Genomic DNA, 20746 nt, shown 5'->3' with positions numbered 1-20746 from the left:
ACTAATTTCTAATAGTGTGTTTTCTTTACAATCAATATTTTCTATTCTTTATTTCTTCTTCAATAGTTGCCACAAATACATCTAGTGCAATAACTTCTGACTTCTCTTCCCCATATTTACGTACATTTACAGCTCCGTTTTCCATTTCCTTATCTCCAATAACAAGAACATACGGTACTTTTTGCATTTGTGCTTCTCTTATTTTATATCCTAATTTTTCATCTCGTGCATCTTGTTCAACACGAACTCCAGCTTGTGCTAATTTAAGTGCAATCTCATTGGCATATTGTTCATGTACTGCATTTGAAACTGGAATTACTTTCACTTGAACTGGTGCCACCCATGCCGGGAACGCACCTCCAAAGTGCTCAATTAATATTGCTAAGAAGCGATCTAATGACCCTAAAACTGCCCTGTGAATAACAACTGGTCTTTTCTTTTCATTATTTTCATCTATATAATTTAAATCAAATTTCTCTGGCATTTGGAAATCAAGCTGGATTGTTCCGCACTGGTGACTTCTATTTAAAGCATCTTTAATATGAAAATCAATTTTCGGCCCGTAAAATGCACCGTCACCTTCATTTAGTCTATATTTATAATTTAGCGATTGTAATACATTTTCTAATGCTGCTTCTGCTTGCTCCCATAATTTATCATCACCCATTGAGTCTTCTGGACGAGTAGAAAGCTCTACTTCATATTCGAATCCAAAAGTTTTATATACGTAATCAATTTGCGCCATTACTGATTTAATTTCATCTTCAATTTGTTTTGGAGTTACAAATAAATGTGCATCATCTTGGCAGAAAGTACGTACTCTTAATAATCCGTTTAAGGCACCACTAAATTCATGGCGATGTACTTGACCAAATTCACACATACGAATCGGTAATTCACGATAAGAATGCAATTTATTTTTAAACATAAGCATGTGCCCTGGGCAGTTCATCGGTTTTAATGCAAAACTTTTATTATCTACTTCAGAGAAATACATATTATCTTTATAATGTCCCCAGTGCCCTGATCTCTCCCATACTTCTTGGTTCATCATGAACGGAGTGCGTACTTCTTGATAATTGTACTCTTTTTGAATTTCTCTTAAAAATGCTTCCAATTCGTTACGAATCATTTGTCCTTTCGGTAAATAAAATGGCATTCCCGGAGCCTCTTCAGAAAACATAAATAACTCAAGCTCACTGCCTAACTTACGATGATTTCTTTTTGCTGCTTCTTCAACGAAATGTAAATACTCTTCTAATTCTTTTTGAGAAGAGAATGCAACACCATATATGCGCTGAAGCACTTGGTTATTACTATCACCTCGCCAATATGCACCGGAAACGTGAGTTAATTGAAATGCTTTCAAATAACCTGTAAATGGTAAATGTGGCCCTCTACATAAATCTACAAATTCACCTTGTTTATATAGTGTTACACTTTCCCCACTAGGAATTGCTTCTAAAAGTTCTAATTTCAAGCGATCGTTCATTTCTTGAAACAGTTTTGCTGCTTCTTCTCGAGAAACCTCAACTCGTTCTATCTTTATATTTTCATTTATAATCTTTTTCATTTCTTTTTCTATTTTCCGTAAATCTTCTACGTTTACACTACTTGGAAGATCCATATCATAATAAAATCCATTTTCAATAACAGGCCCTACTCCAAGATTTATATCACCATACAATCTTTTTACAGCTTGCGCTAAAATATGTGCCGCAGAGTGTCTTGCAATTTCTACACCTTCATTTGAATCTATAGTAATGATTTCTACTTCCGCATTTTCTTCAATCTTTCGGCGTAAATCATATAATCCATCATTTACTTTCCCCGCGACTGCTTTCTTTTTCAAACTACTGCTAATGGATCCCGCAATTTCTTCTAAAGTAACTCCATTTACAAATTCTTTCACGCTACCATCTGGAAATTTAATTTCAATCATTTGTTCTTTCATTTTTCATCTCTCCATTTCATAATAAAAAGCACACTCATCCCTAACATAGGGACGAGCGTGCTTTTACCCGTGGTTCCACCCAGATTCCCATCACAAAATGCAATGGCTTCTTTTACGGTAACGTCGTTTATACGGCACTAGATACTTAATTTCCCCAGTGCAGCTCTAAGGTGGTAAGTTATTTTTCTGCGTTAGGAAGTTCTCAGCTTTCCTTCCTTCTCTGTATAACCGGGGAAAATAACTCGTGTCCTTTTCTTCGCTTTTTATGAAATTGAATGCAAAAAAGCATATTCATCCCTAAATATAGGGACGAATATGCTTATATCCGTGGTTCCACCCAGATTCCCATCACAAAAAACATAATGGCTTCTTTTGCGATAACGTCGCATACACGGCACTAGATACTTAATTTCCCTAGTGCAGCTCTAAGGTGGTAAGTTATTTTTCTGCGTTAGGAAGTTCTCAGCTTTCCTTCCTTCTCTGTATAACCGGGGAAAATAACTCGTGTCCTTTTCTTTGCTTTTTGTAAAACATCCATTTATTGTTATTTAATATATCTTATTCATTTTATTTTTGCAAGTGTTTAAAAAAATTATTTATTTAATTAAAAAAGTGAAACCAAATTTTTTTGGTTTCACTTCACAATTTTACCAATCTTGTGGTTCGTAATTTAAGTCTGCAAATAGACGTCTTTTCTCTTTCTTTGTTAAATCTCTCCACTGCCCAACTGGTAAATTATTCAATTCAATATTCATAATTCTCGTACGTTTTAACGTGTATACTTGATAACCTAAAGCTTCACACATACGGCGAATTTGACGATTTAGCCCTTGTGTTAAAATAATTTGGAACTCATATTTTGATAACTGTGTAACCTCACAAGGAAGCGTTTTTGTTCCTAAAATTTTAACACCCGCTGCCATTTTCTCTAAGAAATCAGGTGTAATTGGCTTATCTACTGAAACGATATATTCTTTCTCATGTTTGTTTTCAGCACGTAAAATTTCATTAACAATATCACCATCATTCGTTAACAAAATTAAACCGTCTGAGTCTTTATCAAGACGTCCAATGTGACTAATTCGTAAAGGATGGTTCACTAAATCGATAATATTACCTTTTACAGCTTTTTCACTCGTACATGTAATACCTACTGGTTTATTTAAAGCGATATATACGTGATCTCGAGCAATTCGAAGCTGCTCTCCATTTACTCGTACATCATCACCTGGGTTCACTTGGTCACCAATTTTTGCAACCTTACCGTTAATAATTACTCTTCTCTCATTAATTAGTTTATCCGCTCCACGTCGAGACGCTTTTCCAGCTTCACTAATAAATTTATTGATACGCAAATTAGGCACATCCTTTTCTAAAAAAATTTCAAGCTCACACTGCTTCTACCGTACAATACAAAAGGGTAAGCCTCCTATTATAACTTAAATATATTAACATGAAAGGGTATATAACGTCTTCTATTAATTACTTGTTTATAAGAAAATATCTTTATTATACATTCATTTATACACTTTTTCAGCGTTTAATATACAAGCCATTCTTCCTTACATACAGCTTGTTTTCCTTTTATCTCTTCTATATCTTCATGAATATTAGCTAATTTATATAAATCTGGGAAAATCTCTTCCACATAATGTTGATGCGTCTGTTCATCTTTCCAATACGTTAACACTATGTAACGATTTTCATTTTTTAAAGACTTCCCAACTACTCCACCTAACATTCCTTTTGCTTTTTCCATTCCTTTATTCCAAATTGTTTCTTGCTTCTGTAAAAAATACTTTTCCTTTTCCACCTTTACATCACATATAGCAACTCTTACGAATGATCCTTCTGTAACAACTTCTTTCAAATGCGTATCAGTTATATCATACAACGTTTGAAATAATTCAATTTCACACGAAAGAAACGTATCCTCTTGATTACTATTTAAATAAATTGTATCGTGAGCACCATTCATAAATGATTGATATGTACTTCTATCTTCCCATAAAGTAAATACACATGCCTCATCTTCATACCATCCACCAAATTGTCCATGAAAACCATCTAGATGCCGTATATCACTCCATTTTTCTTGCGCATTTGAAAACAATTCCTTTTTGTCTTCTTCCACCTTACAGTAGATTGTTTTTAGTAACATTTTTAATTCCCCCTTTAGCATATAATTTATCTTCTTCTCACAATAATTAGTTCACATAATATTTTTATAATCACCCTAATACTCTTTATAGACATATAGAACTAATCATATTTATCACTACATCTATCAAAACATCTATCGAATTTAATTTCAAATGATTCAGAATAAAAAAAGATGTAACTCTTAATGAATTACATCTTTAGCTAATCTCCCTTATTCATCTTTTTCTCAAATAAATAATACGTAATTTCTCCCGGATAATGTACTACTGCTACCTTCCGCTCCCCTTTTTTAAAACTAACAGTATGCCCGTTTTCCCCTAAGTTCTCCCATCCATTCGCCTTTGTAATCGGCATTACACTTATATATTGATAGTCCTCTTCATTATCATCGTTAATATGGATTGCTGACATTGGCACTGGAAAATCTTTAATTTTAGATTCTTTGTCTACATATATGAGTACAAATAAACCAACTAATAACATAGCCATTGAAATACTTAAAAACAGTTTTCTTCTATTCATTTTCACTAAAAACCCTCTTTTCTCGCATATAGCTTTCATCATTTTACTAAATTTAATTATTCATGTATATAAAAGAATTAATTTAAATTATTTCTAACCTATTTTCTCTACTTTAAACAACATTATTGTTATATATTATAATTATAAGTTTTTAAATTTTGGAGGCGTTACATATTGCAGAAATTACTTTTTACTAAATGGACAGTTGTTATTTCTATTTTCATCATTTTCGGTACGATTTTCTATGTTACTAATGTTAAAAATAACAACGAAAAAGCAACTGTAGAAACAGCGGAGACAAAAACTTTCAAAACGAAATTACAACCTAAAATTCATGAATTGACTACTCATTATAATGACATCATCGAAAAAGATTGGTTACCTGCCTGGGAAGAGATTAACACGAATGGAGATTCAGTAGATCGAAATAAACTATTAGTTACAATGAGTGCTGTTTCCAAACAGTACGAAACAATTATGAACGAAATAGACACGCTTAAAATTGAAGAAAACATAACAGATATAGATATACAAAAACAACTACTTCAATTCACAACTCAGTTTAAATCCGCAGCAAATTTCATGAAAAATGCAGCAAATTTGATTATAGACGGAGCAAATAACTCTACTCCAACCAATGAAGCTATTGAAAAAACAAAACAAGCTTTAGGACTTGCGGATCAACATATTGTCATCGCTTTATCTACTTTAAATGAAGTTGAAGATAAATTAGGACTTACAAAAAAATAAAACTATTTACTATTTTAAAATAAAAAATGATTGCAATTCACAATTTGTATGTCTATAATGTTTTTATTGATTTACAATCAATGTGTTTATAAATTTTATAATTCGGATGAACCATTCAGGAGAAGGTCTATTGATCTACCGACGGGGCAAAAAGTTGTTATACCAACTTTGAAACTCTCAGGTCTTGGTTACAAGTAGAACTGCATGGGGACGAATCTCTGGAGAGACTCCCTCTCGCTTTCATAGAGCGCGGAGGAAAACGAGCACCGAAGGAGCAAATCCGCTACTTTAGCGGATAATCTCTCAGGTAAAAGGACAGAGACAAGCGAAAGAAAAAGCCGATTGTATCGGTTTATTTTTCTATCCCTTGTTTCTCCAGAGACCATTTCATTTACTTGAAGTGGTTTTTATTTTTTCTAAAAAAGGAGAATAAAGATGGAGACAGTAAGTAAAGTATTAGAACAACTAAATCAATACGTGTGGGGATTACCAACTTTGTTGCTACTCGTTGGAACAGGTATCATTCTCACAGTGCGTTTGAAAGGTTTACAGTTTAGTAAACTATTATACGCTCACAAACTAGCGTTTAAAAAATCAGAAGATACTTCTTCTTCTGGAGATATTAGTCACTTCCAAGCACTCATGACAGCTATGGCCGCAACGATTGGTATGGGTAATATAGCCGGTGTTGCAACAGCGGTTACAATTGGTGGTCCTGGTGCAATATTTTGGATGTGGATTACCGCTTTATTCGGTATGGCAACAAAATATGCAGAGGCAATACTTGCAGTGAAATATCGTGTTAGTAATGAAAATGGTGAATATTCAGGTGGACCAATGTATTATTTAGAGCGTGGTTTAGGTAAGAAATGGCTTGCTATATTATTCGCTATATTTGGTACAACTGCTTCTTTCGGTATTGGTAATATGGTGCAATCTAACTCAGTTGCAGAGGCAATGCGAATTAATTTCTCTTTCCCTCCTGCTTTAACTGGTATAGTAATGTCATTTTTAATCGCAATTGTTATTTTAGGCGGTGTAAAAAAAATCGGGAAAGTGACGGGATATGTCGTTCCTATTAAAGCTTTCTTTTATATAATTGCTGGTCTTATAATTATTTTCTATCACTACGACCAAATTCCAGAAGCATTTTCACTTATTTTTTCTGGTGCATTTAATGGTACAGCAGCTGCTGGTGGTTTTATTGGGGCAACAGTTGCATCAGCTATCCAAATCGGAATGGCGCGTGGTGTATTTGCGAACGAAGCTGGTTTAGGGAGTGCACCAATTGCGGCGGCGGCGGCAAAAACCGATTCGCCTGCAAAGCAAGCTTTAGTTTCAATGACTGGTACTTTTCTAGATACGTTTATTGTATGTACAATTACAGGACTAGTATTAATTACTACAGGCGCTTGGAAATCAGGTAAAACTGGTGTTGAAGCTACAACACTTGCATTCCAATCTGTATTCGGTACTGCTGGTAGTATGATTCTCGGTATCGCAATTATTTTATTTGCCTACTCTACTATTTTAGGCTGGTCGTATTATGGAGAAAAATGTGTAGCTTATTTATTCGGAGAAAGTGCAGTTAAATATTATAAAGCAATCTTTATTTTCATGATTGCAATTGGTGCTAATTTAAAGCTAGGAATCGTATGGACATTTGCTGATATTGCAAATGGACTTATGGCAATTCCAAACTTGATTGGTCTGATTGGATTAAGTAGTATTGTTGTTGCTGAAACGAATCGCTTTTTACAAGCAGAGAAATTGAAAGAAAATAATAAAAAACAGGCAAGTTAATCTATGAAAAAAGGAATGACTCATACATGATGAGCATTCCTTTTTTCATCCCCTCTTTTACTTAATTACTATCATTAAAAATATATTTATATCAATATTTACTCCTTTTTATTCCTCCAAAAGTTTTTCACATAAATGTCATAAATCGTATGGTCTAACTATATAGTTGAAAAGGAATGCGACATTAAAGTGTCGCTGAAAAACTCATCCAAGAAAAGGGAGGAAAAATCTTTTGAAAAACAAAATCATTGTTTTCCTATCTGTTTTATCATTTATTATTGGTGGTTTCTTCTTTAACACGAATACTTCAAGTGCTGAAACATCATCTACTGATTACGTTCCTAACCAATTAATCGTTAAGTTCAAACAAAATGCATCTTTAAGTAATGTGCAATCTTTTCATAAATCTGTCGGAGCTAATGTCTTATCTAAAGATGATAAGTTAGGTTTTGAAGTCGTACAATTTTCAAAAGGTACTGTAAAAGAAAAAATAAAGAGTTATAAAAATAATCCAGATGTGGAATATGCAGAACCAAATTATTACGTTCACGCCTTTTGGACTCCAAACGACCCATATTTTAATAATCAATATGGATTACAAAAGATTCAAGCTCCACAAGCTTGGGATAGCCAACGAAGTGATCCGGGTGTAAAAGTAGCTATTATTGATACAGGAGTTCAAGGCTCACACCCTGATCTGGCTTCGAAAGTAATTTACGGGCATGATTATGTTGATAACGACAATACATCTGATGATGGTAATGGTCATGGTACACATTGCGCTGGAATTACTGGAGCACTCACGAATAACAGCGTCGGAATTGCTGGTGTTGCCCCACAAACTTCAATTTATGCTGTCCGCGTATTAGATAATCAAGGAAGTGGTACTCTTGATGCTGTAGCGCAAGGTATTCGAGAAGCTGCTGATTCGGGTGCAAAAGTAATTAGTTTAAGTTTAGGAGCTCCAAATGGTGGTACTGCATTACAACAAGCCGTTCAATATGCATGGAATAAAGGCTCTGTTATAGTTGCAGCTGCTGGAAATGCTGGAAATACAAAAGCTAATTACCCTGCTTATTACAGCGAAGTAATTGCAGTTGGTTCTACAGATCAATCAGATAGAAAATCTTCATTCTCTACTTATGGTAGCTGGGTAGATGTTGCAGCACCAGGTTCAAATATATATTCAACATATAAAGGAAGCACGTATCAATCATTAAGTGGTACATCTATGGCAACACCTCATGTTGCAGGAGTCGCTGCTCTTTTAGCAAATCAAGGATATAGTAATACACAAATTCGCCAAATTATTGAGTCAACTTCTGATAAAATTAGTGGTACAGGTACGTACTGGAAAAACGGTAGAGTCAATGCATATAAGGCTGTACAATACGCTAAGCAATTACAAGAAAATAAAGCTTCTTAAGAAAACTTTAATCAATCGATCTACCATGAATGCGGAATAAAATAGAAGGAGAGACTTCTATAATTAAAGCCTCTCCTTCTTACAAACTATATTACTCTCCCTGCTTTTTAACCATATGTAAATACAGTACAAAATCCATCATTGTCGACGAATGACCAAGTTGACGGATCATCGCTGTTATATTTCCTCTATGATATGTACCATGATTTACGACATGTTGCACTAATTCTAAAATCGAAGTTTCTAATTTCCCTACATATGGATTCTCAATAACAAATACAGCATTCACATCTTGTATTGTAATTAAAAAATCTTTATATTGATTTGCCATGTTTTCAAACATTTTTTCTAATTCATGTAACGATTTAGTTTCAATTTGTTTTCGTAAATCTTCTCGGTCTTGTATTGCTTCATTCATACTTTTACCATGCAATATATGTAACCACACTTGATCTGTAATATAAATATGCACAAAAGTATCCTTAATGGATGGGAATACACTCTGTATCTGCTCATTAAAAATCGTCTCATAGTTTGGTAACTCTTTTAATCGATTGAATAATCTTGTATTGGCCCAAGCATGATAATCACACTGTTTTAATATATAATCTTTCAATTTATATTACCTCCTTATTGTATGAAACGAATGGTTTGTTTCTTCATTTCTGATTCTCTATCAGCCTTTGCAATCCCTTTTTCTTTCATTTCATGCTTATTTATCGTTTTATATTTTACATACGTATAAAATTCCGTTTGAAATGGAAATGGTGTAATCCGAATTGTTTCCTCGTCCACCCATTCAGCTTGAATAAGTTTCTCCTCTTCACTATTAAACATTTCTGTTCCTTCAAAACCATCTTTAAATAAATCAATTTCATCTTTCTTTTTGACACCAGGCTTATTCATACATACGTATAAAGAAAGTTCATCACAAAACTTTAATAATCTATAATGTTTATCGAACATCGCAAACTGTTCTTTTGTTAACGTTTTCAAGATTCTTTTTTGTCGTTCTAATTCATGTTTATAAAATGACATCATCTCTTCATCTTCCTCGTTTAGTGGAAATGATAAAAAATGTTTACTACAAAGCAATGCCCCGTATGGATTAGAATTTTCAATTTCATTCAAACCAATCGTATAAAAAACAAAACGTAATGGGCTTGGACAATCCATAAATGTATATGGAATATTTTTAGCATCATTCAAAATTGGTACTTTATCAAGCTCTATCCATCCTCTGTCATGCTCATATATTGCATCAACTGTTTCTTTTAAATATGTTTTACTTTCAAAAAAGTCTTCTTTTATATGTTTTGCAATCTCTCCAGCTAAAAAACCATGATCATGTTGACGAATTAATATACTTTCCTTCTCATTTTTTTCACGAAAAATCATTCATATACTCCCCCTCATCCTCATATTAAAGCTTTTTATATGCATCGATTCTTAATTAATCCCTAAATAATAGAAGGGATTCAGTCTCTTGCAACGAAATTAACATAATTATATAGTATTCTATCTAATCATAGTGATAGCTTTATCTTTACTATCTATTATACTAAAACATTCATTCCAAAAATTTTTTTATGAGGTGAAAACATGAACAAAACAGAATTAATTAAAAACGTAGCTCAATCAGCTGATATTTCTCAAAAGGACGCTTCTGCAGCTGTACAATCCGTATTTGACACAATTGCTAATGCATTACAATCTGGAGATAAAGTTCAACTAATCGGTTTTGGAACTTTTGAAGTGCGCGAAAGATCTGCTCGTACAGGACGTAATCCGCAAACTGGCGAAGAAATTCAAATCGCCGCTGGTAAAGTTCCTGCATTTAAAGCAGGTAAAGAATTAAAAGAAGCTGTTAAATAAACAAGAAACCAGCCATTTTATAGGCTGGTTTCTTGTTTTTATTTAAGCAATTGCTTTATATTCTCTGCATGATACACTTCACAAATATAAAATACACATTTGCATTTACTTACAATTTGATACTTTCTAGTTGGATACACATTCGCTGTAACAGAACATCCATCAAACAATTCAATAATATTTCCAGATGGCTGATATCCTTCATATAATACATTTCTTCTTACTTCCATCTTTTCTATAAGCTTTTCAACAGGAATATTTCCACTCTCTAATTCACTCTTTATTGCGTCCGGTAAAAACGAAGTGTCTGCAAAAATTAGATTTTCAGATAACACCTTGCCTTTATAACTAACATTAGATACACGGTAAAGAAATGTTCCATCTTTATCAAAGAAATTCTTTGCTTCTTTCGGAATGTACTGTCTACCAAGTGCCTCTTGTTCAAGAACATCAAACTGAACTGTATCATTTAAAAGCTTTTCTAAAGCATGAATGGATGATGTATCTCCAGAAAATAAAATATTTTTAATTGCTTGTACGTTATAAGTGAATTCATTCTTTCTATTTTCCGCTACTAACATGAGGAACACCTCTTCTATAATTTTTTTATTTAAGATTTAAAAGTGCTGCCGCATCTAATTGCGTAATTTCAGTTACTTCCTTACTGAATATTGCAACAGAGGCCCTATAATCTAAACTAGGCTTTACATCTTCCATCATTGTATTATTTAATAACTCTTGTCTATCCTTAAAAACCAACAAGTTTGGAGGATCATTTGGAGCTGATACTGTAATATGTACTGGCGGAATCATTAGCCCTTCACCTGTCGCTTTCAGCACCGCTTCTTTTCGAGTCCAATATGTTAAAAATCCTTCTATTTTCTGTTCATTTGGCAGTTTCATAACTTGCGCTATTTCAATGTCTGTTAATACACCTTCTGCCATTTTCATAACATCTACATTTGGATTCATTTGTTCTACATCTATGCCAACAGGTGCAGATTTTGTAAAAGCAACGACAACCCACTCACCTGAATGCGAAACGGATAATTGCGGCATACCTTCTGGTAATTGTGGTCTTCCATGCTGCACTTTACATACTGAGCACATTCGATCAATTGGTACTTGGACTGGTGACATAGAAAGTATCTTACCGAGAACTAATCTACTTATTACGCAACCTATTATAAAACGAGCGCGATCTGCCGAATGATGATACGAATTTGCTTTCTCTCGCTCTATATCATTTAGTAAATTGTAATGCCATGACTGTAAATCCGAAATTCTTGCCCACCATATTTGACAATCATTCTCATTCAAAGTTGGAATAGAATCTACAACTTTACTTTCTATCATGTAAACTCTCCTTTATTCAACGAATATCAATTTTCATAAGAAAGCATGCGTATATTGTTATTCATTGACAAGTACTTTCTCTTTTTCTGATACAGATAATGTTTTTTCTTTCTTCTTTGACATTACCTCTTTATCGGAAATACGTAAAGAAAATAGTAGTGCTATGAGCAAAAATATTGCTGATCCAATTAATGCTGCTTGATATGGTAAAAAATCGGATTGAGCGTTATTACTTCCAAAACCAGCTAGTATACTAGCTAAAACAGCTACTCCTATTGCTGAACCTAATCGATTTTGCACATTGAATATAGTAGTAGCTCTCCCCATAGAAGGCGGCGTGATATTGTTAAAGGCAGAAAATTGAACCGCACCGACAGATTGACCTAAGAAAATACCGATACCAAACAATAATGCGCGGATTTGCCACGGATTCGTATCGTGATTTACAAAACTTAATAAAACAAAGATAACCACGGTACAAATTAATCCAATAGAAATTACCTTTCGCGCTCCTAATTTTTTATATGACCATGGCACAATTTGTGAAGAAATCATTAATCCAATCGCCTCTGGAAATGTCGTAAGTCCTGATTCCAGCGCGGAAACTCCTATCACATTTTGATACATAAGTGGAAAAACAAATAACATTCCTAGTAAACCAGCTGATGAAAATAATGATATAAGACTCATCTTTCTAAACACTGGTTCTTTTAATAAACGTAAATCTAACATCGGTTGCTTTACTTTCAGTTCTACGATTATAAACAATGTAATGAATACACCCCCAGCTATCCCAGTACTCATAATTTCTGGAGAAATCCACCCTTTTGATGGTCCCTGGCTAAGCGCATATATGAGCATCGCAAATCCTGGTGCTGATAAAATAAAGCCGAGCGAATCAAAGCGACCAGCTGATTTTTCAACATGCTCTGCTAAAAATAGAAGTCCAAATAGCAATGCAACGATTCCAAACGGTAGATTAATATAAAATGCCCAACGCCAAGACATTTGATCTACAAAGAAACCACCGATGATAGGACCAATTGCTGGTGCTACAGCAATTGGAAGTATAATGAACCGAGAAATCTTCGGTCTTTCCTCTGGTGAAAATGTTCGAAATAACATTGCCATTCCAACTGGTGTTAAAAGCCCTCCACCAGCACCTTGAATAATACGGAAAATATTCAATGAAGTAATATCATTAGCCATTCCGCATAAAGCAGAGGCAATTGTAAATACGAAAAGAGCAATTAAAAACACTCTTTTCGTACCAAATCGATCTCCTAACCAACCAGAAATCGGAAGGAAAACAGCTAAACTAACTAAATACCCAACATTAACCGTCCCCATTGCAGATGCAGGTACTTGTAGTTCTCTACTTATCGTTTGCAGTGCTACATTTACAATCGTTGCGTCCATCGCAGCCATAAACATCGCAGTTATATAAACGATACTTACAACTACTTTTGGATTTAGTTTTTCTTTCATTATCGTTTTCCTGCTAATGTTTTTTCGCGAACTTGATTACTTTTTGGATTCAAATCTTTCCAGTTATATTCAACATATTCTAAGCAGCTCTGCCTACTAGCTTCTTCATATACGATATTCCAGCCAATAGGTACATCGAGAAAAGCAGGCCAGAGAGAATACTGGCCCTCCTCATTTATTAATACTTTATATGTGTAATTATCATTTTCAAATGGATTCGTCATACTCTACTTACCCCTTTCTTATTCTGCAAATATTTCGCTAATACTTGTCCAATTTCCGTAAGCGGACCTGGCTGACATAGATCTTTATGTCTACAATCAATATCGTGCTGCACAATTTGCCCGTCTAAATAATTTAGCCACGTATTTGGAGAAATAGGATCAAACCAGTCTGGTATAACAGTAGATCTAAAGAACAGGATATCTCCGTTATAAACTTTCGGTACATATTTCCCTAACAACCCTACTGAATTTACATATGTTTCTTTCAAGTTCAATATAGTCTCTTCTTCAAGACTTGCTAATGCACTTCCATCTTTACGAAGGATTTCAACTGCACTTTCCATTGTAAGTGGTTTACCATCCATGTTATCTGGGTCATATCCGCCTAAAGCAAGTAATGCGATTAACGCTTCCTCTTCAGTAGGCGCTTCCGTATTCGGTAAGAAGTGTCCAGGATAAGAGTCAAGCATAACGAGTAATTCTACTTCTTCCCCTTCATTTTGTAATTGCGCCGCCATTGCATGCACAACATTTCCTCCAAGCGACCAACCTAATAAACGATATGGTCCATGAGGCTGTACTTCACGAACGTGTTTCAAGTAATCCGCCGCCATCTCCTCTAAACTTTTTGGAAGTTCTTCATTTTTAGCAATACCACGTGCTTGCACACCATAAATTGGATAATCTGTTCCTAAAGATTTCATAAGTCCTGCATAGCACCAACTTAATCCACCTGCTGGATGTACACAAAATAGTGGTAATTGATCCCCGCTTGCTCGTAATGGAAGCAACACATCAAGTGCACTTTGACCATTCCCCATCTCAAGTCTTTCAGCTAACCCTGCAACAGTCGGTGCTGCAAATAAAGTACCAATGTTTAGTTCCACTCCAAGCGCCTCTTTCATGCGGCTCATAAGCTGCACTGCAAGGAGTGAATGACCACCAAGATCAAAGAATCCGTCATCAATTCCAATTTGAGGTACACTTAGCACTTCTGTAAACAAGTCACATAACATTTCTTCTTGCGGTGTTCTTGGACCACGACTAGAAGATGATGCGATAAATGCTGGAGCTGGCAATGCCTTTCTATCTAATTTACCGTTTGGAGTTAAAGGTAACTCATTTACTACTACAAAAGCGTATGGAACCATATAATCTGGTAAACTACCACTAGCAAACTGACGCATTTCATTCGTATCAATTGCTTCATTATTTGATGCAACGATATAAGAAACTAACCGTTTATCCCCTGGTTGATCTTCACGTACAATAACGGCTACTTGCTCAGCTTTAGGGTGCTTCATTATGACTGCTTCTATTTCTCCTAATTCAATTCGGAATCCACGAATTTTGATTTGATGATCTGCACGTCCTATATAATCTAGCGTCCCATCATTACGCCAGCGAGCTAAGTCTCCTGTACGATACATTCTTGTACCTGGCTTGCCAAATGGATCTGCGATAAAGCGTTCAGCCGTTAATCCTGCTCTTCCTAAATATCCACGCGCAAGTCCTGCACCTGCAACATACATTTCTCCAACTACTCCAGGTGGGACTGGTTGTAAATAGTTGTCTAACACATACACTTTAAGGTCAGGTATACTGCACCCAATTAAACTATTTGCCCGTAAAGAGACGATAGTTTCATCTAATTCAATATAACTAACATGTACTGTCGTCTCTGTAATACCATACATATTAATAAGCTTTGGTGCGTTATGAGGATGTCGACTATACCAATCTTCTAAGCGACTTAGCTCAAGTGCTTCTCCTCCAAAAACAACATATCGTAAAGATAATTTTTGGCCAATCTCTTCATTTTCACGATCTGCTTGCATCAATTGGTAGAACGCTGATGGAGTTTGGTTTAAAACCGTAACCTTTTCTTTAACAAGAAGCTGTAAAAATTCTTTCGGCGAGCGACTTACAGTATGTGGGACTACAACTAAACGCCCTCCGTATAATAAAGGTCCCCAAATTTCCCAAACCGAGAAATCAAAAGCATATGAATGGAACATCGTCCAAACATCGTTTCCGTCAAACTGGAACCAATGATCAGTTGCTCCTAAAAGTCTCACTACATTTTGATGAGGTATCATAACGCCTTTCGGTCTGCCTGTTGACCCTGACGTATAAATAACGTAAGCAATATGTGATGGAGATAATGGCTTAATTCGTTCCACTTCATCAATATTGTCTTCACTATATTTCTCAACCTCTGCTATTACTTTCACATCATCAACTAAAACTTTTAGTGCCTCATTACATTCAATTTCCACTTCTGAATTCGTTAAAACACATGATGGTTTCGCATCGTGTAGCATAAATGAAATACGGTCTGCTGGGTAATCTGGATCTAACGGAAGGTATCCAGCACCAGCTTTAAGAACAGCTAATAAGCTTACAACCATGTTTAATGATCTTGGCATCGCTAAAGCAACGAGTTGATCAGGACCAATCCCTTTTGCTATTAGGAATCGAGCTATTTTATTTGCTTTTCTATTTAACTCTTCATAAGTTAATTTCTTATCTTCAAAGACAACAGCAATAGAATTTGGATTTATATGAGCCTGCTTTTCAAACAATTGTGGCAATGTCATTTCTGGTGCAATTTGAAAACCACCATTCCACTTTTCTAACACTGTATTTTTCTCTGCTAAAGTTAATATTTCTAATCTGCCAATGGATTGATCTGGATTTGTAGTTGCATCATCTAATAACAAAATGAATCGTTCTATTAGTTTTTGAACCGTTTCACGTTTATATAAATCGGTACTAAACTCTAGTAATCCATGTAAACCGTTCGGAGTACCATCAACCCCGTTACTCTCACTAATTTCAAATGTTAAATCAAATTTTGCAGAACCAACGCTTTGAATTTCAAGGCTCGCTTCTAAATCTGGTACATGAAACGTTGCTTCTGGTGTATTTTGAAAAGCTAACATAACTTGAAACAACGGATGGCTGTTTCGAGTACGTACTGGATTTAATACTTCAACAAGCCTTTCAAATGGAACATCTTGATTTTCATAAGCTGCAAGATTTACCTGCTTCACTCTATTTAATAATTCTTTAAAACTTGGATCTCCTGAAGTATTTGTACGTAACACTAATGTATTTACAAATAAACCAACAATATCTGAAAGTACATCATCATTTCTTCCAGCAATCGGACTTCCAATTGGTATATCAGTGCCTGCACCTAATCTTGTAAATAGTGCACTAAGCCCTGCTTGCAATACCATAAACAAACTAACTCCATTTTTACGTGCAAGCTCTACTAACCTACTATGCATACCTTCATCTATATGAAAATGAATTGTTTCCCCGCGGTAACTCGTCTCAATTGGACGCTGGAAATCTGTAGGTAACTCCATTTGGTCTGGTAAACCTTTAAGTTCTTCTTTCCAAAAATCTAATTGTGTTGAAATAAGACTCTCTTGTGTCGTTTCATCACCTAGCAATTGCTGTTGCCAAAGTGCATAATCTGCGTATTGAACTGGTAGTGTCTCCAGCTGAACTCTGTCACCTTGACATCGCGCTTTATACGCCGCTGTAAAATCTCTCGTTAACGGCTGTAATGACCAGCCATCACCTACAATATGATGTAATAGAATTAATAATACATGTTCGTTTTCACTCATTGTAAAAAGTTGCAAACGAACTGCCGGCTCAAAATCGAGGTTAAAGCTATATCTTACCGCCTCTGAAAGTACACTTTCTAATTCATCTTTACATGTATTAGTTATAACCATTTCTAAATTTAAGTTTTCCATATCTAAAATTTTCTGATAGGAACTACCTAATACGTTAGGGAAAATTGTTCTAAGTGTTTCATGTTTCTCAACTACATCATAAAAAGCACCTTGTAATGCTTCCCGATTCAATATTCCATTCATACGAATGACTAGCGGAATATTATAAGTAGGACTTGGACCTTCTAAACAATTTAAGAACCATAACCTGCGCTGTGCAAATGAAAGTGGAACTTCATTTGGCCTACTTGCTTTCTGAATAGCTGGTCTTGCGCTTTTTGCATGGTTTAATTGTTTCGCCAGTTCGGCAACAGTTGGTGATTCAAATAGTTTCCCAATTCCTAATTCCACACTTAACGTTTCACGAATTCTTGCCATTAAACGAGATGCGAGAAGTGAATGTCCACCCATTTCAAAGAAATTATCATCAATGCTAATTCGAGAAACACCAAGTACTTCTGCAAATAAATCACATAATATTTCTTCTTTCGGATTTCTAGCAACTCTCTCATTGTTCATTCCATTAAAATCAGGAGCAGGTAATTTCTTTCTGTCAACCTTACCATTTGGCGTTAATGGTAATACTTCTAGCACAACAAATGTCGATGGTATCATATAATTCGCTAAACTTTCTGAAACATAAGAACGAATTTCTGAAAGATTAATCGGTTCCTTTTCTTCTGCAACGATATACGCAATGATGCGTTTATCATTTGCACGATCTTCTCGTACCATTACTACCGCTTGTTGAATATTTTCATGTCGTTGTAATACCGTTTCAATTTCAGCTAATTCAATTCGGAATCCACGAATTTTAATTTGATGATCTGCGCGACTAATGTACTCTAACGCACCATCACTACGCCATTTCACAAGATCTCCTGTACGGTACATGCGCTTCCCTGATTCTCCATAAGGATTTGCAACAAACCGTTCAGCTGTTAACTCAGGTTTTCCTAAATATCCGCTTGCAAGTCCTTCCCCTGCAATATATAATTCCCCAATAACTCCAGGTGGCACTGGTTGTAACCCTGCATCCAATACATACACTTCTGTATTGCAAATTGGTTTTCCAATAGGAGGTATGCCCTTTTCACCTTCATCAATGTTCATGAAAGTAGACCAAATCGTCGTTTCAGTTGGTCCATATAAATTAGTTATTGAGCAACCTAATTCTCGTAATTTATTTGCTAAATGCGCTGGAAGAGCTTCACCACCAACAAGTATGCTTAGCCCTTGTAGCTTCTCTGGATAATCAGTTACTAACGCCTGCCAAAGCGTCGGTGTAGCCTGCATAATGGTCACTCTTTCTTCATGTAAAAGTGTCGTTAATGCAGAAGGCTCTTGTATGTCTTCTTTTTGCGCAATTGTTAAACTTGCACCACTAATAAGAGGTAAATAAATTTCTAGTGCAGAAATATCAAATGCAAACGTTGTAACTGCTAATAAATGATCATTTTCATTTAATGAAAACTTTTGTTGCATAGCCATTAAAAAGTTACTTAAACCTCTCATAGGAACAATTACACCTTTTGGGTTTCCTGTTGAGCCTGAAGTATATATTGTATAGGCTGGGTTTAACAGTGATACATCATTCTTACATGCTATATTCATACGAGAATATGTATGTAACGCTAGTTTCGTTTCTTCGTCATCTAATACAATTTTTTTCATATCCTTTTCTATAACTAACTTAGATGAAACAGATGAATGTGTTATGATACAAACTGGTTTTGCATCATTTACTATATAAGTAACTCTATCTGCTGGGTATTCTGGATCTATTGGTAAATACGCTGCACCAGCCTTTAAGACTGCTAGCATACTAACTACCATTTCTATTGATCTAGGGAATACTAAAGCTACAAACTGATTTGGTCGTATTCCTTCTTCTACTAAATAATGTGCTAGTTCATTCGCTCGTTCATTTAGCTCTTTATACGTAAGGATTACACCGTCACAAGTAATCGCTAGTTTATTGGGATTTTTTTTCACTTGTTTTTCAAATGATATAGGCAGACTGATTAATTCATCGTCTTCCTTCGTTTCATTCCATTCCAATAAAACTTTATGATTTTCTTCAGGCAGAGTAATGTTTATTTTTCCAATCGACTCGTTTTTCTCATAATTATTTATTACTAATTCAAATAGATTCATAAATCTTTCTTTATGCAATGCTAGCTCCGCGTTATTATATACTTCAGGATTTGCATCAAAATGAATCATTATCTCATTTTGATCAAAACGTTTATATACATTTATCGATAAATCATCGACAGGTCCTGCTGATAAGTTATGCGTAATACCACGATTTCCAGCAAAATTAAGCCCGTAATCAAAAGGCATAACATTCACTAACGGTCCAAACAACCTTTGATTTTCACCTAGTAACTTTAAATCTCTTCTTAATTCCTCATGACGGTATTTATAATGGCGACGTACATCTCGGATTTCTTTAGAAACTTGCTGCAATAATTCCGCAAGAGTTATATTTGGAGTTACTGTAATACGAAGTGGAACTAAATTCATTACCATACTTGGTGTATGAATAGATACAGAACCTAGACGTCCCATCATCGGTAAACCTAAAACAATATCATTTTCACCTGTTAATTTATGCATATAAATACTTGTTACAGCCACAATGAATTCCGGCCAACTTGTTAACGAAATATTGATATCTTCTAGTAAAGTTTTCGTGCTAGAACTAGATAAATAAGCTGTTTCTCGTGAAAATCCATTTGATGTTCTCGGTGCTCGTTCTGCCAAACTTACAACTTCTGGGGCATCTGCAAACTTTTCTAACCAAAAAGTACGATCTTCCTGAAATTGTTTAGACTCACGATACTCAATATCTTCTTGCACGACTTTTGCAAGAGAACCAAATGGTTTTTCATTCTTGTTTGTTTCTTCTATAAGTGATGTATACTCATTCGCTACTTTTTGGCTAAGAAGTGAAAATCCATAGCCATCCATCACAATGTGATGGATGCGCTGATACCAAAAGAAACGATTATTTTCAACTTGAATAAGTGCTTCAGTAAATAAAGTATCTTTTTTCAAATCGACTGGCATAGATAAATCATTTTTCATCCATACTTTAGCAGCTTCTTCAGGATTTTCTTCTTTACGAACGTCAATAAAATGCATATGAAACTGTGATTCTTCAATAACTTGCCATGGGCCAATTTCATCCTCTTCGAAGCGAACATGAAGTGCTTCTGTTTCCATTACAACTTTACGTACAGCTAATTCAAAAATGTCTTGATGAATATTTCCGTTTATTTCTACATATTCCCCAGTATTATAAATTGGATTAAGCGGATCTAATTGTTGCGCAAACCACATACCAGACTGCGCAGATGATAACGAATGACGAATCTTTTGACTGTTAGGCATTCTTTACTACCCCTTTATTATGTAGTCTATT

General features: G+C 35.0%; 15 protein-coding genes, 1 riboswitch and 2 other annotated features. Of the genes, 4 read left to right on the top strand and 11 right to left on the bottom strand.

Annotated elements, in window-relative coordinates; all coding sequences use genetic code 11:
• Positions 1–31: 31 nt before the first annotated feature.
• The 4 genes from thrS to M1D73_RS11565 form a co-directional block, all read right to left on the bottom strand.
• Positions 32–1954 (bottom strand): threonine--tRNA ligase, encoded by a 1923-nt coding sequence (gene thrS, locus M1D73_RS11580; RefSeq protein WP_063219978.1) that lies wholly within the window; start codon positions 1952–1954, stop codon positions 32–34.
• 44 nt (positions 1955–1998) lie between these two features.
• Positions 1999–2220: a binding site (T-box leader), on the bottom strand.
• 36 nt (positions 2221–2256) lie between these two features.
• Positions 2257–2480 (bottom strand) — a binding site (T-box leader).
• 121 nt (positions 2481–2601) lie between these two features.
• The gene (rluF, locus tag M1D73_RS11575; RefSeq protein ID WP_001222162.1) at positions 2602–3309 is read right to left on the bottom strand and encodes a 23S rRNA pseudouridine(2604) synthase RluF; all 708 of its coding nucleotides are present in this window, start codon (positions 3307–3309) and stop codon (positions 2602–2604) included.
• Positions 3310–3494: 185 nt separating this feature from the next.
• Positions 3495–4115 carry a YdbC family protein gene (locus tag M1D73_RS11570; protein ID WP_121868320.1) on the bottom strand — a complete coding sequence of 207 codons (621 nt, stop codon included), beginning with the start codon at positions 4113–4115 and terminating at the stop codon, positions 3495–3497.
• 203 nt (positions 4116–4318) lie between these two features.
• Positions 4319–4681 (bottom strand): hypothetical protein, encoded by a 363-nt coding sequence (locus M1D73_RS11565; protein ID WP_121868321.1) that lies wholly within the window; start codon positions 4679–4681, stop codon positions 4319–4321.
• A 132-nt stretch (positions 4682–4813) separates the two neighbouring features.
• On the opposite strand from M1D73_RS11565, the gene M1D73_RS11560 reads away from it, so the two are divergent.
• From M1D73_RS11560 to M1D73_RS11550, 3 genes are all read left to right on the top strand, one after another.
• Positions 4814–5389: a hypothetical protein gene (locus M1D73_RS11560; RefSeq protein ID WP_001170888.1), complete on the top strand. Its 576-nt coding sequence runs from the start codon at positions 4814–4816 to the stop codon at positions 5387–5389.
• Positions 5390–5597: 208 nt separating this feature from the next.
• Positions 5598–5718, top strand: a riboswitch (glycine riboswitch).
• A gap of 106 nt (positions 5719–5824) precedes the next feature.
• The gene (locus M1D73_RS11555; protein WP_000451037.1) at positions 5825–7192 is read left to right on the top strand and encodes an alanine/glycine:cation symporter family protein; all 1368 of its coding nucleotides are present in this window, start codon (positions 5825–5827) and stop codon (positions 7190–7192) included.
• 232 nt (positions 7193–7424) lie between these two features.
• Positions 7425–8618 carry a S8 family peptidase gene (locus tag M1D73_RS11550; RefSeq protein ID WP_000790938.1) on the top strand — a complete coding sequence of 398 codons (1194 nt, stop codon included), beginning with the start codon at positions 7425–7427 and terminating at the stop codon, positions 8616–8618.
• A gap of 91 nt (positions 8619–8709) precedes the next feature.
• Here the strand turns inward: M1D73_RS11550 and M1D73_RS11545 are convergent, their stop codons facing one another.
• Entirely contained in the window at positions 8710–9234 is a 525-nt protein-coding gene (locus M1D73_RS11545) for a DinB family protein (RefSeq protein ID WP_000656267.1), read from the bottom strand.
• A 14-nt stretch (positions 9235–9248) separates the two neighbouring features.
• A complete protein-coding gene (locus tag M1D73_RS11540) occupies positions 9249–10016 on the bottom strand; it encodes a DUF3891 family protein (RefSeq protein ID WP_000577298.1) in 768 nt (255 codons plus the stop codon).
• Positions 10017–10220: 204 nt separating this feature from the next.
• On the opposite strand from M1D73_RS11540, the gene M1D73_RS11535 reads away from it, so the two are divergent.
• Positions 10221–10493, top strand: coding sequence for an HU family DNA-binding protein (locus tag M1D73_RS11535; protein WP_001043905.1), 273 nt, complete (start codon positions 10221–10223; stop codon positions 10491–10493).
• A 38-nt stretch (positions 10494–10531) separates the two neighbouring features.
• Here M1D73_RS11535 and M1D73_RS11530 read toward each other — a convergent pair whose 3' ends face one another.
• Genes M1D73_RS11530 through M1D73_RS11510 form a run of 5 tightly spaced genes read right to left on the bottom strand, consistent with a single transcriptional unit; the run spans position 10532 to position 20715 of the window.
• Positions 10532–11074 (bottom strand): hypothetical protein, encoded by a 543-nt coding sequence (locus M1D73_RS11530; RefSeq protein WP_000959125.1) that lies wholly within the window; start codon positions 11072–11074, stop codon positions 10532–10534.
• Between the two features lie 25 nt (positions 11075–11099).
• Positions 11100–11849 (bottom strand): 4'-phosphopantetheinyl transferase Sfp, encoded by a 750-nt coding sequence (gene sfp, locus M1D73_RS11525; RefSeq protein WP_000573004.1) that lies wholly within the window; start codon positions 11847–11849, stop codon positions 11100–11102.
• A gap of 57 nt (positions 11850–11906) precedes the next feature.
• Positions 11907–13337, bottom strand: coding sequence for an MDR family MFS transporter (locus M1D73_RS11520; protein WP_000660191.1), 1431 nt, complete (start codon positions 13335–13337; stop codon positions 11907–11909).
• Positions 13337–13561, bottom strand: a complete 225-nt coding sequence (locus M1D73_RS11515; RefSeq protein WP_000184055.1) for an MbtH family protein — start codon at positions 13559–13561, stop codon at positions 13337–13339. The genes M1D73_RS11520 and M1D73_RS11515 overlap by 1 nt, the downstream gene beginning before the upstream one ends.
• Positions 13558–20715, bottom strand: a complete 7158-nt coding sequence (locus M1D73_RS11510) for an amino acid adenylation domain-containing protein (RefSeq protein ID WP_001133913.1) — start codon at positions 20713–20715, stop codon at positions 13558–13560. The genes M1D73_RS11515 and M1D73_RS11510 overlap by 4 nt, the downstream gene beginning before the upstream one ends.
• Positions 20716–20746: the final 31 nt, after the last annotated feature.

It is taken from the genome of Bacillus sp. PK3-067 (assembly GCF_056738645.1).
The sequence above is the reverse complement of the archived record's forward strand: the minus strand, read 5'-3'. Positions and strand labels throughout refer to the sequence as shown.

Excerpts from the sequence above, each read along its gene's own strand:
- thrS (WP_063219978.1), bottom strand. The coding sequence starts at position 1,954 with ATGAAAGAACAAATGATTGAAATTAAATTTCCAGATGGTAGCGTGAAA.
- M1D73_RS11570 (WP_121868320.1), bottom strand. The coding sequence starts at position 4,115 with ATGTTACTAAAAACAATCTACTGTAAGGTGGAAGAAGACAAAAAGGAA.
- M1D73_RS11565 (WP_121868321.1), bottom strand. The coding sequence starts at position 4,681 with ATGATGAAAGCTATATGCGAGAAAAGAGGGTTTTTAGTGAAAATGAAT.
- M1D73_RS11555 (WP_000451037.1), top strand. The coding sequence starts at position 5,825 with ATGGAGACAGTAAGTAAAGTATTAGAACAACTAAATCAATACGTGTGG.
- M1D73_RS11540 (WP_000577298.1), bottom strand. The coding sequence starts at position 10,016 with ATGATTTTTCGTGAAAAAAATGAGAAGGAAAGTATATTAATTCGTCAA.
- M1D73_RS11535 (WP_001043905.1), top strand. The coding sequence starts at position 10,221 with ATGAACAAAACAGAATTAATTAAAAACGTAGCTCAATCAGCTGATATT.
- M1D73_RS11530 (WP_000959125.1), bottom strand. The coding sequence starts at position 11,074 with ATGTTAGTAGCGGAAAATAGAAAGAATGAATTCACTTATAACGTACAA.
- sfp (WP_000573004.1), bottom strand. The coding sequence starts at position 11,849 with ATGATAGAAAGTAAAGTTGTAGATTCTATTCCAACTTTGAATGAGAAT.
- M1D73_RS11520 (WP_000660191.1), bottom strand. The coding sequence starts at position 13,337 with ATGAAAGAAAAACTAAATCCAAAAGTAGTTGTAAGTATCGTTTATATA.
- M1D73_RS11515 (WP_000184055.1), bottom strand. The coding sequence starts at position 13,561 with ATGACGAATCCATTTGAAAATGATAATTACACATATAAAGTATTAATA.
- M1D73_RS11510 (WP_001133913.1), bottom strand. The coding sequence starts at position 20,715 with ATGCCTAACAGTCAAAAGATTCGTCATTCGTTATCATCTGCGCAGTCT.